The following is a 15,250-nucleotide window of genomic DNA, read 5'->3' as shown; positions in this document are numbered from 1 at the left end:
ACGCCTCCGGTAGAGGAAGGGCCCCTTCTTAACACCGGCACCCGGGTTTGTCGGTGGCGGGGGTTAGCGTGTGCGCGTTGCCGGTCCGGCACTTCCCCTCGGAGGTAAACCCCCATGTCCCAGGAGACGACCTACCTCGAACTGTCCGAAGTGGATGGTGGAGCGCACAAGTTCTACGAGGTGGTGGTCGACGACACCGCGATGACCGTGCGCTACGGACGGATCGGCGACCAGGGCCAGGTGAAGACCAGCACCTTCCCGGACAACGCCCGCGCCCGCGCCGCCGCCGCGAAGAAGATCGGCGAGAAGGTCCGCAAGGGGTACGCCCCGGCGGTGCCGGGCGTACGCCAGAAGCGCACGGTGTCGCGCCGGCAGATCGTCAGCACCCGCTCGACCGCCCGCACCGCCCCGGTCCTGTGGCGGTACGCCTCGGGCGCGCCCGCCTTCGGCATCTTCGTCGACGACAGGCACTGCATGGTCGGCAACGAGCACGGCGTGATCACCACGCTCGACCACGACGCCCGGCTGGTCAACCAGGTCCGGCTCCCCGACGGGGTGAAGTGCATCGTCGCCGATGACGCCTGGGTCTACGCCGGCTGCGACGACGGCAACGTCTACGACCTGTCCGGCAAGGTGCCCCGCGCGGCGTACGCGATCGCGCCCGAGATCGACATCTACTGGCTGGACATCCACGACGGTGTGCTGGGCGTGTCCGATCGCGACGGCGGCATCTCGGCGATCGACCACGAGGACGAGTTCCTCTGGCGCCGGCCGGGGCGGGGCCGGTCGGCGTGGATGGTGCGCTGCGACGCCGACGCGCTCTACCACGGCCACTCGCAGGGGGTCACCGGCTACGACTGGCGTACCGGGCGCGAGCTGTGGCACACCGGCACCGGCGCGGTCCTGTTCGGCTGGCAGGAGCGGGACGCCGTGTTCGCCGGCACGGGCACCCGCGAGGTGGTGCGCCTGCGCAAGGACGGCCTGGCCGAGCAGGTCTACCGCTGCGACTCGGCGGTCTTCTCCTGCGCCACCGCCGAGGGCGGCCGGTACGTGTTCGCCGGCGACAGCGCCTCCTCGATCTACTGCTTCGACCAGGCCGGCAACCGGCTGTGGAAGCTCGGCACCGGCTGCGGCTCGGCGTACTCGATGCAGTACCACGACAACCGGCTCTACGTGGTCACCACGAGCGGCTACCTGGCCTGCATCGACGCGAGCGAGGCGGCGATCCGGGCGGCCGAGGCGGGCAGCGTGCCCGACGTGGTCGACGTCAAGGCGCCGGCCCGGATGCCCGAGACGGCCGCCTGGACCTCGGTCGAGGTGACCACCGACGACCGGGACGGCGTGCTGGTGCAGTGCGTCGAGCAGGGCGGCCGGCTGCGGGTGCACGTCCTCGCCGACGGCTACCGGCGGGACTGGTCGGTGCAGTTCCCCAAGGGCATCCGCGAGCCGGGCGCGCGCTACCTGGTCACCGAGGTCCGCGAGTCCGGCCGCGGCGGTTTCTACCGGGCGTACGGGGACATCCGCCGGCTGCGCTGACGCGCACCGGCGAGGCGCGGGGCCCGCAACCGGCGAGCGCGAGACCGGCCCGGGGGCAGCGGATCGTCGCCCTACCGGTCAGGATGTCCGGATGCGGTGCGACATTCCCGAAGGGCTGCGCTGGGTCGAGCGGACGGAGGCCGGCCGGGCATGGCTCGCGGAGCTGCCCGGCCGGCTGGCCCACTGCGTCGCGCGGTGGGAGCTGACGGTCGGCCCGCCGTTCGCGTACGCGTTCGCCTCGCTGGCGCTGCCCGCGACGCTTCCGGACGGAACCCGGGTGGTGCTGAAGCTCCAGTACCCGGACGACGACAGCGTCCACGAGGCCACGGCGCTGGCGCACTGGAACGGGCGGGGCGCGATCCGGCTGCTCGCCCACGACGCCGACCGGCGCGCGCTGCTCGTCGAGCGGTGCGACCCCGGTACGCCGCTGCACGCGCTGGCGGCCGACACGGCGCTGGACGTCGCGGTCGGGTTGCTGCCAAAGCTCGCGGTGCCGGCCGGTGCGCCGTTCACGCCGCTGGCCGAGGAGGCGGCCGGCTGGGCGGAGCGGATGCCGGGCAACTGGCGACGTGCCGGCCGCCCGTACGAGCGACGGCTGCTCGACACCGCGCTCGGGCTGCTCGCCGACCTGGCGCCGAGCCAGGGTGAGCAGGTGCTGGTCAACCAGGACCTGCACGCGGGAAACATCCTGGCCGCCGGGCGCGAACCGTGGCTGGTGATCGACCCGAAGCCGCTTGTCGGCGAGCGGGAGTTCGCGCTGGTGCCGCTCGTGCGCGGCGCGGAACTGGGTCACTCCCCCGCGGCGCTGCGGCACCGGCTCGACCGGCTCAGCGCCGAGCTGGGCCTGGACCGGGAGCGGGTACGCGGCTGGGCGATCGGCCAGACGGTGGCCTGGAGCATCGGCGGCGACCAGGTCTTCCTCGGAAACGTCGAGGCGGCCCGCTGGCTGCTCGACGTGATGTGACAGCGCCGCCGCATCCGGAGCGGGCGCAGCGGCAGGCACGCCGAGGGGTCAGCCCGCCTGGCAGGTGGGGCACCAGTAGAGGTTGCGCCCGGCGAGCGCGCCCCGGCTGACCGGGGTGCCGCAGACGTGGCAGGGCGCGCCGGGGCGGCGGTAGACGTACACCTCGCCGCCGTGCCTGTCGACGCGCGGCGCACGGCCGGTCACCTCCGGCAGGTCGGCGTCGCGCACCGTGTCGATCCGGCCCCGCTCGACCGCGCGGGTCATCAGCATCACTAGATCCGCCCAGAGGTCGGCCCAGCCGGCCGGCGTCAGCTCCCGGCCGGGCAGCAGCGGCGGCAGCCCGGCCCGGAACAGCGCCTCGGTCACGAAGATCAGGCCGGTGCCGGCCACCACCGACTGGTCGAGCAGCAGCGCGGCCAGCGGGGTGGGGCTGCGGCGGATCCGCGAGTACGCCCGGTCCGGGTCGGCGTCGGCGCGCAGCGGGTCCGGCCCGAGCCGGTCGCGTAGCGCCGCCACCTCGGGCGGGGTCAGCAGCTCGCAGGCGGTCGGGCCGCGCAGCTCCAGCCAGTGCCGGTCGCTGTGCAGGCGCAGCCGCAGCTGCCCGACCGGGGCCGGCGGCTCCCCCGGCCCGTCGGCGAACTTGCCGTACAGACCCAGGTGTACGTGCAGCGTCAACTCGCCCGCGTAGTGGTGCAGCAGGTGCTTGCCGTACGCCTCCGTGCCGTCCAGGACGGTGCCGCTCAGGCGGGCCGCGCCCTCGGCGAAGCGGCCCTGCGGGCTGTCGGCGTGCACCTTGTCGCCCGCGAACAGCTCGGCGTGCCGGGCGGCGAGGCGGTGGATGGTGTGTCCCTCTGGCACAACGACCAAGCGTAGCCAGCGGATCGGGCCGCCGGCGACGTCGGGTCCTGGGACGACATTGAATCGATGTTCGTCGACTGAAAGACTGGCGGCGGCAGCGCTCGGGAGCCAGTGCGAGCAGCTCGATCTCGCCGGAGGGACAAGCGCGGGGTGATGCGCCACCCCGGTGCCGGGCAGTCGTCTCCGGCGCTCCGCCGTGCCGGCACGGCCGGCGACACCGCGGTCCACCACCACTCCGGCGCCGACCGCCCCCGGCGCCTCCAGCTCGGGAGAGACAGATGCTCCGTACGCTCGGCGCGGCACTGGCCGCCGCCCTCGCCCTCACCGGCCTGGCCGCCTCGGCCGGCGCCGACCGGTCGCCCGCCACCACGACGACGCTCGCCACGGCGGCGACGCCGGCCTCGACGCCCACGTTCGCGTGCCCGCCGGCGCTGCCGGTCAGCGGTCAGGTGACCGGGGCCACCACGACCAGCATCACCATCACCTACTGGATGGTGCTCAGCCCGCCCTGCGGCTACGACCCGCCGCTCGTCGTCAGCCTCTTCGCCAGCCGCGAGGACGCCACCGGGTGGCGCGACCCGGTGGCCGAGGCGGTCACCGGGCCGGAACGGTCGGGCACGGTGACCATCGACGGCCTGGCCCCTGGTACCGCGTACTGGTTCCGGTTCGGCGACACCAAGGGCGTGCGGGATCCGTACGTGATCGGCGGGCCGGCGCGGACGCTGTCGCTCTGTTCCGCGACGGCCACCATCGACAGCAGGTGGGGCGGCGGCTTCGTCGCCACGGTGACGGTGCGCAACGGCGGCACCGAGCCGGTACCGGGCTGGCTGGTCTCGTGGCGGTGGTCCGGTGACGAGCGCATCCAGTCGATCTGGGGCGGGGTGGCCGAGGGCTCCGGCCAGGACGCCGCGGTCCGTAACGCCTCCTGGAACGGGACGCTGGCACCCGGCGCGTCGGCGACGTTCGGCATGCTCGTGGCGAGCAGCGCGACGCCCGCCGCGATCACGCCGGTCTGCGGGCGGTGACCGGCGTGGGACGGACGACGCGACAAGGTGGTGGCAGGCTCGTGGCGGCCGGGCTGGCGCTCGCCGTGGCCCTGGCGGCGACGGTGCTGGGACCGGCGGCGAGTGCGCTGGCGGCTCCGGTGACCGTCCCGAACGGCACCCAGTTCACCGATACGAGCGGTGCCGTGGTGCACGCCCACGGCGGCGGCGTGCTCAAGGTCGGCGACTACTACTACTGGTTCGGCGAGAACCGCAACCCGGACAACACGTTCCGGGCGGTGTCCGTCTACCGCTCCACGGACCTGCGCACCTGGGAGTTCCGCAACCACGTGCTCACCCAGTCGTCGGCGGCGGAGCTGCGGGTCGCCAACATCGAGCGGCCGAAGGTGGTCTACAACGCGGGTACCGGCCGGTTCGTGATGTGGATGCACAAGGAGAACGGGTCCGACTACAACGAGGCGCGGGCCGCCGTCGCCTCCTCGGCCACTGTGGACGGGAACTACACGTACCACGGCAGCTTCCGGCCGCTCGGGCAGCACATGTCCCGCGACATCACGCTCTACAACGACAACGGCACCGCGTACATGATCTCGGCGGCCGACGACAACTACGACCTGAACATCTACCGGCTCACCTCGGACTACCTCAACGTGGCCGCTCTGGTGGGCAACTTCTGGGACGGCGCGCACCGCGAGGCGCCGGCGATGTTCAAGCGGGGCTCGACGTACTTCCTGCTGACCTCCGGGGCGACGGGCTGGAGCCCGAACCAGGCCCGGTACGCCACCGCGCCGAGCATCTCGGGACCGTGGAGCAGCTGGACCGATGTGGGCAACGGCACCACCTTCAACTCCCAGCCGGCCTTCGTGCTGCCGATCCAGGGCACGTCCGGCACCAGCTACCTCTATCTGGGTGACCGCTGGGCGGGCGCCTGGGGCGGCCCGGCCAACGACTCCCAGTACGTGTGGCTGCCGATCGCCTTCCCGACCGCCACCAGCATGAGCCTGACCTGGTATCCGTCAGTCACCATCGACGCGGCGGCGGGCACCGTCACCGGCAACTCGCCCGCGTACCACCGCGTCACCGCCCGGCACAGCGGCCGGGTGCTCGACGTGATCAACGGCTCCACGGCGAACAACGCCGAGGTCAAGCAGTGGGGCTGGAACGGCGGCGGCAACCAGAGGTGGGAGTTCCAGGACGCCGGTGGCGGCTGGTTCCGCCTCGTCAACGCGGCGAGCGGCAAGTGTCTCGACGTCGCGAACGCGTCCACCGCCGACGGCGCCAACATCATCCAGTACACCTGCGGCAGCGGCGCCAACCAGCAGTGGCAGTGGGCCGCGCTCGGCGGCTGGTTCCAGCTGCGGGCCCGGCACAGCGGCAAGTGCCTGGACGTGGTGAACGCCGGCACCGGCGACGGCGCGGACGTCCAGCAGTACACCTGCGGTGCGGCTACCAACCAGCAGTGGTCACGCACGGTGTCCTGACCGGGCGGCGCGCCTGAGTGTGCGGAGCGGACCCAGGGGTGTCGATTTCGGCACGCCTGGGTACTTCCTGCTTGTCATGCGCGGCCTCCGCGCCTGGATCAGGAGGTGCCATCGTGAAGATCCTGTCCCGCCGGAACCCTCCGGCGACCAGTACCGATACCAATGGCGACGGCGTGGTCGACGAGCGCGACCGGACCGCCGAGCAGCCGGCCGACCGGCCCGTGGTCACCGACCGCGACGAGGAGCGGACCACGTACCGCAGCGCCGCCACCGCGACCGACGACGAGCGCGCCCGGGACGCGGCGACCGACCGGGACGCACGCGACCTCGGTGCGGCCCCGGCCACCGACGGCCGGACGGCGACGTCGGCCACCGACGGCCGGATCGCGGCGGCCGACGACGAGCGGGACGCGGAGGCCCGACGCCGGGCCGCGGACCGGGGCGCGGCGGCGCGTGCGGTCACCGGCCGCCGGGTCGACGCCGACACCCGGACCGCTCCGGTGACCGACGTGCGGACCGCCGGCGCGGCGCCCGCCGCCGCGCGCACCGTGGACCTGGACCGCGACGGCCGTCCGGACCGCACCGACCTCGACCGGGACGGCCGCCCCGACGGTACGGACACGAACGGCGACGGCCGGGTGGACCGCCCGGAGCCGTACACGACCAAGCGTCCCCGGGCCAGCATGCTCGCCACGCTCGGCCTGATCGTCTCGGTGGTCGGGGCGATGTTCGTGCTCTCCGGCACGCTCGCCGGGTACGGCATCGGCGTCGGCGCGGTCGGCGCCGTGCTGGCGGTGCTGGGCCTGATCGCCACCCGTCGGCGGCACGTGGCCGGCAAGACCGACGCGCTGATCGGCATCGCGGTCGGCCTGGCCGCCGTGGTGCTCGGCATCGTGGCGATGACCGGCCAGTTCGACTGGCCGACCACCGACGGCGAGTGGGTCGGCCGCTTCCGCGAGTGGCTTGACTCACAGTTTGGTGCCTGGTTCTGACGGGCACTGTTCCGATCGCCGGCAGGGCCGGCCAGCCCGATCAGTTCCGGTGGTTCACCGGCCGGGCAACACCTCTTTCGGGGGCGGCGGTTCGCCGCCCCCGAAGTGTGTCCGGCGTCGGCGCAACGATCGCTCGTCGGTGACCGATTCAACGCAACGATCCGCTGCCGGACGCAACTTCCCACGGTGGATGTCGTCTACCCGGGCCGCATAACGTTGGACCACGGCGCCAGCCCGTGGGCCGACGGTGGCCGGGCGCGCCCGACCCTGGGAGCACGACATGACGATGGACGCCATCCGCCAGCGCTTTCTGATGTGCCGGCCGACGTACTTCGCCGTCGACTACGCGATCAACCCGTGGATGGACCCCACCGCCCCGGTCGACGCCGACCTGGCGATCCGGCAGTGGGAGCAGCTTCGGCGCACGTACCTGGACCTGGGCCACGAGGTCGACCTGATCGAGCCGGTCGCCGGCCTGCCGGACATGGTCTTCGCCGCGAACGGCGGCACCGTGATCGACGGCAAGGCCATGGCGGTGCAGTTCCGCGACCCGCAGCGCGCCGACGAGGCGCCCGCGTACCGGGCCTGGTTCGAGGGCGCCGGCTTCGAGATGTACGACCCGAAGCACGTCAACGAGGGCGAGGGCGACGTCCTGCTGGCCGGTGACCACCTGCTCGCCGGCACCGGGTTCCGCACCGCGCACGCCTCGCACGCGCAGCTCCAGGAGGTCTTCGGCTACCCGGTGATCACCATGCAGCTGGTGGACCCCCGGTTCTACCACCTGGACACCGCGCTGACAGTGCTCGACGAGCGCACCGTGGCGTACCTGCCGGAGGCGTTCTCCCCCGGCAGCCGGGCGGTGCTGCGCCGGCTGTTCCCGGACGCGATCCACGCCACCATGGCCGACGCCGAGGTGCTGGGCCTGAACGCGGTGAGCGACGGCCGGCACGTGGTGCTGCCCGCGCAGGCCACCGACCTGGCCGCGAAGCTGCGCGACCGGGGCTACGAGACCATCGGGATCGACCTGTCCGAGCTGCGCAAGGCCGGCGGCGGACCGAAGTGCTGCACGTTGCGACTCCGTCAGGGAAAGGCGAGCAAGTGATCATCGACGACATGCTGCGGACTCCGTCCGCGGTCCGGGACGCGGAGCGTCACACGGCGCACAACTACCACCCGCTGCCCGTGGTGATCTCGTCGGCCGAGGGCGCCTCGCTGACCGACGTGGACGGCCGCCGCTACCTGGACTGTCTGGCGGGATACTCGGCGCTGAACTTCGGCCACCGGCACCCGAAGCTGATCGAGGCCGCGCACAAGCAGCTCGACCGGCTCACGTTGACCAGCCGCGCGTTCATCCACGACCAGTTCGCCGACTTCTGCCGGGAGCTGGCCGCGCTCTGCGGCAAGGACCTGGTGCTGCCGATGAACACCGGCGCCGAGGCGGTGGAGACCGGCATCAAGGTGGCCCGCAAGTGGGGCTACCAGGTCAAGGGCGTCACGCCGGGCCAGGCCAACATCGTGGTGGCGGAGGGCAACTTCCACGGCCGTACGACCACCATCGTCAGCTTCTCCACCGACGAGGACGCACGCGCCGACTTCGGGCCGTACACCCCGGGTTTCACTGTGGTCCCCTACGGCGACCTGGACGCGCTGACCGCGGCGATCGACGAGAACACGGTGGCCGTGCTGCTGGAGCCGATCCAGGGTGAGCAGGGCGTCGTGGTGCCGCCGGAGGGCTACCTGCCGGGCGTGCGCCGGGTCTGCACCGAGCGCAACGTGCTGTTCGTCGCCGACGAGATCCAGTCGGGCCTGGGCCGTACCGGCGCGACGTTCGCGTGCGAGCACGAGGGCGTCGAGCCGGACATGTACCTGCTGGGCAAGGCGCTCGGCGGCGGCATCGTGCCGGTGTCGGCGGTGGCCGCGAACCGCGACGTGCTGGGCGTTCTCCAGCCGGGCCAGCACGGCTCGACGTTCGGCGGCAACCCGCTGGCCTGCGCGGTCGCGACCGAGGTGGTCCGGCTGCTGGCGACCGGCGAGTTCCAGCGCCGCTCGGCCGAGCTGGGTGAGCGGCTGCACGCCGGCCTGCGCGGCCTGATCGGCAAGGGCCTGGTGGCGGTACGCGGTCGCGGGCTGTGGGCCGGGCTGGACATCGACCCGGCGCTGATGACCGGCCGGCAGGCGTGCGAGCGGCTGATGGAGCGGGGTGTGCTCGCCAAGGACACGCACGGCTCGACCATCCGGCTCGCCCCGCCGCTGGTGATCACGGAGGAGGAGATCGACCACGCGGTGGCGCAGCTCGCCGCCGTGCTGGCCGGCTGAGGCCGTACGCGAGAAGGCTCACTCCGTACGCGAGAAGGCGCCGGGACCGCGACGGTCCCGGCGCCTTCGCATGTGCCCGTCACTGACGCGGCAGCCGCATCGCCATGGTCGGCGCCTCGGCCATCACCGAGTTCGGCGCGTACTTCGCGTCGCTGGTCATGTCGTCGGCGCGGCCGACCTGCACGCCCGGGTACAGCTCGATCAGGTCGCCCTCGGCGAGCACCCGGGACTGCTGCGGCGGCAGCGCGATCCGCTCGTGCTCGGCCATCGAGCCGCCGGGACGTACGCCGGAGCCGTTGGTGCTGGTGTCGGTGACCACCACCTCGCCCACCCGCAGCTCCAGGCGGATGTGGCTGCGGCTGATCCAGCGGCGGGCCTCGTCGTTGAGCCACTGGCCGAGCGTCACCCCGCCCGGGCCGTCCGGCGCCCGGCCGATCGCCACCGGCTCGGTCTCGGTGAGCACGAACCGCTTGCGGACCAGGCCGCCGATGCGCGCCGCGAGCACCGCGGTACGCGGGCGCGGGCCGGCGTCGGAGAGCCGCGCGCCGTGCCGGGGGCAGGTCGGCGCGCCGGTCCGCAGCGTGGGCGGCGGCTGCTCGGCCGGTACGCGGTCCACGGCGGCCAGGTCGGCGAAGGCTCCGCCGCCCCCACCGCCGCCGAACAGCGCGCAGCCCGGCTCCGGGCACCGCCACTTCCGGGAGAGCACCTTGACGCCGGCGGGTGAGCGGCTGCCGGTGGCCGGGTCCTGGCCGCCACCGACGTGCGCGATGAAGACCGGGCCGCCGGCGCCGGGCACCGGGGCGAGCACGCGGCCCGCCTGCCCGATCCACGGGTACCGCCCGACGAGCCCGTCGAGCCGCGCCCGGGTGAGCACGGGCAGGCCGAGCAGGTCGGCCACCTCCAGCATCCGGTCACCGGGCTGGTCGAGCACCTCCACCAGGCCGTCGTCGGCCCACCGGCGCACCACCATCCGCTCGTTGGACGTCAGGTCGGCGTCGGACAGCAGCGCCCGGTGCACGATCGCGTAGACCGGGACGCTGTCCTCGCCGATCTGCCGGGACAGCGCGTCGATCACCATGCCGAGCCGCAGCAGGCTGGCCGGTCGGCCGCCGTCCAGGTTCTGCCAGCGGATCACCTCGGCCAGGTCGACCACGGCCCTGGCCAGCGACGGATCGGTGCAGACCCGACCCTCGATGGCGTCGAGCACCTTGCTGATCTCGAATCTCATGCCGCAGCTCCGCACGATGTCGTCCCGTGACGCGGCCGGGGCCGTTCACCCCGCCGCGCCGCGCGCCACCACCGCGACGCGCCCTCCACCATGCGACGACCCTACCGGCCACCCCCGCCGGCGGCTTCGCCGCGCACGCCGGAAAAGGGGCGCACGCCACTGGGCGGCCGCCGCTACATTGATCGTCCGGCCCCGGTGGGGCCCTTTTCGCGGAGGAACCTCACTGATGACGAAACGACGGCTGGCGACCACGGGGGTCGCGCTCGTGGCGGTGCTCGGCCTCGGTCTGACCGGATGCGGCGACCGGCCCGGCACGGACGCGCCGGCCGAACGGGCTGCCGCCGCGGGCTCCACGAGCCCGGCGACGACGCCGCGTGACGAACTGACCGCCGCCATCGAGAAGCTCAACGAGCAGACGCTGCGGGTCAAGCTGGACTCGGCCATGCTCACCGCGCACGGGGTGACCGATCCGCGGGCCCGCACCATGCAGACCACCCTGACGATGGCCGCCTTCGGTGAGGTGCGCATGCTGGTCATCGGCGCCGACACCTGGGTCAAGTTCGACGGCGAGCTGGGCGAGCAGCTCGGCGGTTCCCGGAAGTGGCTGCGCATGGACACCGGCGACGGCGTGATGCCGGTGGACGACCCGGGCGGGGTGAAGAAGCTGCTCGCCGCGGTGGTCGACGTCCGCAGCTCGGGCGACCGGTCGTACGCCGGGACGCTCGACTACACGCGCAGCGGCGCCACCGGGAAGGCGCTCACGGCGGCGGGCGACAAGGCGAAGGCGCTGCCGTTCACCGCGACGCTGGACGAGCAGGGGCGCCTGCGCACCTTCACGCTGGACATGACGCCCATCGACGCGTCGCTCGACCGGATGTCCGTCACCTACTCCGAGTTCGGCACGCCGGTGCGGCTGAGCCCGCCCGCGCCCGGCGCGGTGGAGGAGGCGCCCGCGGCGATCGCCGCGGCCTTCTCCGGCACGCCGATCTGACCCGCCGCCGGGCGGGGCGTCCACTCGCCCCGCCCGGCTCACCCCGTTCAGGCCGCGCGCAGCGGGCGGCCCACGTCGTGCAGGTGCGCCAGCGCCTGCCGGTACGACTCGACCAGCCCGGTCTCCGCGTACGGGACGCCCTGCTCGGCGCAGTACGCCATCACCAGCGGCCGGGCCCGGCGCAGGTTGGCGCGCGGCATGTTCGGGAAGAGGTGGTGCTCGATCTGGTAGTTGAGCCCGCCGAGCGCCAGGTCGACGAACCGGCCACCACGGACGTTGCGCGAGGTCAGCACCTGCTTGCGCAGGTAGTCGAGCTCGTCGTCGGCGGTGGGCATCGGCATGCCCTTGTGGTTCGGGGCGAACGAGCAGCCCATGTAGAGGCCCCACAGCCCCTGGTGCACGGCGACGAACAGCAGCGCCTTGGCCGGTGACATGACCGCGAACAGCAGCCCGAGGTAGCCGGCGGCGTGCGCGGCGAGCAGCAGCGCCTCCACGGCCCGGTGCCGCATCGGCACCCGCCACCGCCCGTCCGGCTCCCGGCCGATGAGCGCCTGCACGCTCGCCACGTGCAGCGCCAGCCCTTCCAGCAGCAGCAGCGGGAAGAACAGCCACGCCTGGCGGCGGGCCATCCACCGGCTCAGGCCGCGCGTCGCCATCGCCTGCTCGTACGTCCAGACCAGCGCGCCCGCCCCGACGTCCGGATCCTCGTCGGTGTGGTTCGGGTTGGCGTGGTGCCGGTTGTGCTTGTCGACCCACCAGCCGTAGCTGAGCCCGACCGCGAGGTTGCCGGCGACCAGTCCGGCCGCCTCGCTCGGCCCGCGCCGGCGGAACATCTGCCGGTGCCCGGCGTCGTGGCCGAGGAACGCCACCTGTGTGGTCGCCACCGCCATCACCACCGCCAGCGGCACCTGCCACCACGAGTCGCCGACGAGCGCCACCACGATCCAGCCGGCCAGGAACGCGCCGAGCGTGAGCGCGATCCGGAGCGCGTACCGGCCGGGCCGCCGCTCGAGCAGTCCCGCCTCGGCGATCCGTCGGGACAGCCGCGCGTAGTCGCTGCCCCGCCGTGCCGCGGGTTCCGTCGACGTGGAAGTAGTCATGTCGCCCCCGATGCCGCGAGCCACGCTCCGTACGCGACTCTCCGTCACCGATTCTGGCGATGACCGTCGCCGTGGGTAATCCCGCAGACCCCCGGCTCGGAGGTGGTGCTGTCCCTACCCCTCCGGGCCGGAGCGGCGCAAACGATCTTCGTCACACCGCAGCGAGCCCGTACGACGGTGGGCGCACCCCCTCTGAACAGCTAATCTGTACATAAAGATGAGAGGCACTCATCCGAACGGCCATGGTGCAGGCTGCACGGTCATCGACAGACGGGAGACAGCACGGTGCGTGGATTGACGGACAAGGTGGTGCTGGTGACGGGCGGCGGCTTCAGCCCGGACCAGGTCGGCTCCGGACTCGGCATGTCCATGTGCGTCGAGCTGGCCGCCGAGGGCGCGAAGGTGGTCGTCTCCGACCTCTCCCTGGAACGCGCCGAGGCGACAGTCACGCGCGTCAGGGAAGCCGGCGGCGACGCGGTGGCGGTGGCTGCCGACGTCACCGACGAGGACTCGGTACGCGCCATGGTGAGCGCCGCCCTCGACGCGTACGGGCGCATCGACGTGCTGGTGAACAACGCCGGGGTGTTCGGCGCGTACGTGCCGCTGCTGGAGATCGAGAACAGCCAGTGGGACCGCGTCATGGAGGTCGACCTGAAGGGCGTCTTCCTCGCCACGAAGGCCACGCTGCCGCACATGCTGGAGCGCGGCAAGGGTGTCGTGATCAACGTGTCGTCAGCGTCCGGCGTGGTCGCCAGCGAGGTCGGCGCGGAGTACACCACCGCCAAGCACGGCGTCATCGGGCTGACCAAGCAGATCGCCTACGACTACGGCCACCAGGGCATCCGCGCGGTGGGCATCGGCCCCGGCGTGATCAAGACCGCCGCCTTCGAGGGTGCGGAGATCACCAGCGACTTCCCGTTCTACGACCTGACGATGCAGGCGCCCGCCGGCCGGTACGGCGAGCCGCACGAGATCGCCCGCGCGGTCTGCTTCCTCGCCAGCGACGACGCGTCCTTCATCCACGGCCACACCATCCCGGTCGACGGCGGCTCGCCGATCAGGTGAGGCGAACGGAATCGGCCCGGGCCGGGATCGTCTCCCGCCCGGGCCGCATCCCCCGCCGGTCAGCCGAGCCGGGCGACGGCGTCGCGCAGCCGGACCAGGTCGCGCCGGCGCCGCTCGTAGGTGGCGGCCAGCCCGATCAGCAGCAGCCCACCCACTCCCAGGAAGATCCAGCGGGGCAGCAGATCCCAGCCCCGGGCCAGCTCGTGCAGCGCCAGCGGCACCAGCGTGGCCGCGCCCAGCACCACAGGCGCCTGCCAGCGCCGGGTCGCCCCGCCGAGCACGGCGGCGAGTGCCGCCGCGCCGAGTGCCAGCCGCCGCCACGGCTGCGGCTCGGCGGAGACCAGCACCGACACGAGGCTCGGCAGGAACGCCGCACCGAGCCCCGGGCCGAGCGCCAGCCAACTGGTCAGCCCGGGCCGGCGCCGCAGCGCCAGCAGCCCGGCGCCCAGGGCGAGCGCCGCCGCCGGCAGCGTGTACGCCTCCAGCACGACCACCCCGCCCGCGGCGAGCAGCAGCCACGCCCCGACCAGCTCACTGCCGGCGGCCACCGCCGCCAGCACGCGACGCCCGGCCGGCGACTCGCCCCGGCGCGGCACCCGGACCGCGACGGCCACGCCCCACAGCACGCAGACCGCCGCCGCGTACCGCAGCGAGCCGCCGGTGAGCAGCAGCGCGAGCAGCGCCACCGCCTGCGCCGCCGCCTCCAGCGCCCACGTGGATGCGGCGGGCCGGGCGACGCGCAGCAGCGGCGCCGCGTGCAGCGTCACCGCCGCCACGGCCAGGGCGGCGAACGCCGCGGTACGCAGCGGCAGCCCGGCCGCGAGCGGAGCGGTGACCGCGAACCCGGTCGCCGCCGTGACGGCGCCCAGCCACCCCGCGATCCGGACCACCGCCGGCCGCCCGGCCGCCCCGGTCACGGCACCGGCCACCACCAGCGCCCCGAGTGCGGCGAGCGTCCCCGCGCGGGTGGCGAGCAGGCCACCGAACCCGGGTACGGCGAGCACCACCCCGAGCGGCACGAGCACCGCCGGACGCGCTCCGGTGAGCGCGGCGGCCAGCAGCGCGGCCAGCCCGACCCCGAACGCCACCGCCGGCACCACCGGCCACGGAGCACCGGCCGCCGTCGCCAGCACCGGCAGCGCGACAGCGCCGAACGGCAGCGCGGCGAGCCACCAGGCGACGCGGCGATCCGTCGCGGCGTACGCCCCGGCGGCGGCGCCCAGGAGCAGCAGCACCAGCCCGGCGCGGGCGGTCCCGGCGGACGCCGCCGTGGCGGCGGGCACCCCGGACCAGGGTTGCACCGGCAGGTCCACGAGCACTGTCAGCACCACCGGGGACACCGCCAGCAACGCCACGACGGCCAGCGCGCCGCCGACCGCGCGCAGCGCGACCACCGGCCGGGAGCCGGCCCCGGCGGCGAGCGCCAGCAGCACCGCCGCCGTGGCGTACGGCGCCACCGGTTCCCCGCCCGGCGCGACGAGCGGCACGAGGCCGGTGCCGGCGAGCGCCACGGCGAGCCCCGTCGAGGCGTACCCGCTCAGGTCGGTCCACAGGCGACGGACGGCGAGGACGACGACGACCGGCACCACGACGGCGGCGAGGGCACCCCGCAGCTGCCACCAGAGCGGCGCACCGAGGCCGAGCAGCGCGACCGCCACCGCCGCCGGTACGGCGAGCAGCGCCACCGCCAGCGCGACGCCAGATCGGAAGAGCGT

At 73.9% G+C, this 15,250-nt stretch carries 13 protein-coding genes; 9 read left to right on the top strand and 4 right to left on the bottom strand.

The features are described 5' to 3' along the window. Positions 1-114 precede the first annotated feature (114 nt). The gene (locus ACPCK6_RS12055) at positions 115-1,536 is read left to right on the top strand and encodes a WGR domain-containing protein (RefSeq protein ID WP_423481145.1); all 1,422 of its coding nucleotides are present in this window, start codon (positions 115-117) and stop codon (positions 1,534-1,536) included. A gap of 91 nt (positions 1,537-1,627) precedes the next feature. Beyond that, the gene (locus ACPCK6_RS12050; protein WP_423481144.1) at positions 1,628-2,500 is read left to right on the top strand and encodes an aminoglycoside phosphotransferase family protein; all 873 of its coding nucleotides are present in this window, start codon (positions 1,628-1,630) and stop codon (positions 2,498-2,500) included. Positions 2,501-2,548: 48 nt separating this feature from the next. On the opposite strand, the gene ACPCK6_RS12045 is transcribed toward ACPCK6_RS12050, so the two are convergent. Further along, positions 2,549-3,358 carry an Fpg/Nei family DNA glycosylase gene (locus ACPCK6_RS12045; protein ID WP_423481143.1) on the bottom strand — a complete coding sequence of 270 codons (810 nt, stop codon included), beginning with the start codon at positions 3,356-3,358 and terminating at the stop codon, positions 2,549-2,551. Between the two features lie 278 nt (positions 3,359-3,636). On the opposite strand from ACPCK6_RS12045, the gene ACPCK6_RS12040 reads away from it, so the two are divergent. The 5 genes from ACPCK6_RS12040 to rocD all read left to right on the top strand — a co-directional run bounded on the left by ACPCK6_RS12040 (position 3,637) and on the right by rocD (position 9,151). Then, positions 3,637-4,383, top strand: a complete 747-nt coding sequence (locus ACPCK6_RS12040; RefSeq protein ID WP_423481142.1) for a cellulose binding domain-containing protein — start codon at positions 3,637-3,639, stop codon at positions 4,381-4,383. Between the two features lie 41 nt (positions 4,384-4,424). Beyond that, positions 4,425-5,843, top strand: coding sequence for an RICIN domain-containing protein (locus tag ACPCK6_RS12035; protein WP_423481141.1), 1,419 nt, complete (start codon positions 4,425-4,427; stop codon positions 5,841-5,843). A 113-nt stretch (positions 5,844-5,956) separates the two neighbouring features. After that, positions 5,957-6,835, top strand: coding sequence for a thrombospondin (locus ACPCK6_RS12030; protein ID WP_423481140.1), 879 nt, complete (start codon positions 5,957-5,959; stop codon positions 6,833-6,835). A gap of 286 nt (positions 6,836-7,121) precedes the next feature. Beyond that, on the top strand, positions 7,122-7,937 hold the full coding sequence (gene ddaH, locus ACPCK6_RS12025) for a dimethylargininase (RefSeq protein WP_030271835.1): 816 nt from the start codon (positions 7,122-7,124) through the stop codon (positions 7,935-7,937). Continuing rightward, entirely contained in the window at positions 7,937-9,151 is a 1,215-nt protein-coding gene (rocD, locus tag ACPCK6_RS12020; RefSeq protein WP_396881391.1) for an ornithine--oxo-acid transaminase, read from the top strand. Before ddaH ends, rocD begins: the two co-directional genes overlap by 1 nt. A 79-nt stretch (positions 9,152-9,230) precedes the next feature. Here rocD and ACPCK6_RS12015 read toward each other — a convergent pair whose 3' ends face one another. Continuing rightward, complete coding sequence (locus ACPCK6_RS12015; protein WP_423481139.1) at positions 9,231-10,379, bottom strand: FHA domain-containing protein; 1,149 nt, start codon at positions 10,377-10,379, stop codon at positions 9,231-9,233. Between the two features lie 226 nt (positions 10,380-10,605). Between ACPCK6_RS12015 and ACPCK6_RS12010 the strand changes: the two genes are divergently transcribed. Then, positions 10,606-11,370, top strand: a complete 765-nt coding sequence (locus ACPCK6_RS12010; protein WP_423481138.1) for a hypothetical protein — start codon at positions 10,606-10,608, stop codon at positions 11,368-11,370. A gap of 47 nt (positions 11,371-11,417) precedes the next feature. Here ACPCK6_RS12010 and ACPCK6_RS12005 read toward each other — a convergent pair whose 3' ends face one another. Then, complete coding sequence (locus ACPCK6_RS12005; RefSeq protein ID WP_423481137.1) at positions 11,418-12,470, bottom strand: fatty acid desaturase family protein; 1,053 nt, start codon at positions 12,468-12,470, stop codon at positions 11,418-11,420. 285 nt (positions 12,471-12,755) lie between these two features. Here ACPCK6_RS12005 and ACPCK6_RS12000 point away from each other — a divergent pair, with 285 nt between their 5' ends. Continuing rightward, positions 12,756-13,535, top strand: coding sequence for an SDR family NAD(P)-dependent oxidoreductase (locus ACPCK6_RS12000; RefSeq protein ID WP_135241857.1), 780 nt, complete (start codon positions 12,756-12,758; stop codon positions 13,533-13,535). A gap of 59 nt (positions 13,536-13,594) precedes the next feature. Here ACPCK6_RS12000 and ACPCK6_RS11995 read toward each other — a convergent pair. Beyond that, positions 13,595-15,250: SCO7613 C-terminal domain-containing membrane protein (locus tag ACPCK6_RS11995; RefSeq protein WP_423481136.1), on the bottom strand; the 1,656-nt coding region annotated here is incomplete at its 5' end.

The organism is Micromonospora sp. AB353, from assembly GCF_049538395.1.
GTDB classification, from domain to species: Bacteria; Actinomycetota; Actinomycetes; order Mycobacteriales; family Micromonosporaceae; genus Micromonospora; species Micromonospora aurantiaca.
Note: the sequence above shows the minus strand (reverse complement) of the source record. Positions and strands in the feature narration are given on the sequence as shown.

Coding starts and splice junctions, on each gene's coding strand:
- ACPCK6_RS12055 (WP_423481145.1), top strand. CDS start 115: ATGTCCCAGGAGACGACCTACCTCGAACTGTCCGAAGTGGATGGTGGA.
- ACPCK6_RS12050 (WP_423481144.1), top strand. CDS start 1,628: ATGCGGTGCGACATTCCCGAAGGGCTGCGCTGGGTCGAGCGGACGGAG.
- ACPCK6_RS12040 (WP_423481142.1), top strand. CDS start 3,637: ATGCTCCGTACGCTCGGCGCGGCACTGGCCGCCGCCCTCGCCCTCACC.
- ddaH (WP_030271835.1), top strand. CDS start 7,122: ATGGACGCCATCCGCCAGCGCTTTCTGATGTGCCGGCCGACGTACTTC.
- ACPCK6_RS12015 (WP_423481139.1), bottom strand. CDS start 10,379: ATGAGATTCGAGATCAGCAAGGTGCTCGACGCCATCGAGGGTCGGGTC.
- ACPCK6_RS12010 (WP_423481138.1), top strand. CDS start 10,606: ATGACGAAACGACGGCTGGCGACCACGGGGGTCGCGCTCGTGGCGGTG.
- ACPCK6_RS12005 (WP_423481137.1), bottom strand. CDS start 12,470: ATGACTACTTCCACGTCGACGGAACCCGCGGCACGGCGGGGCAGCGAC.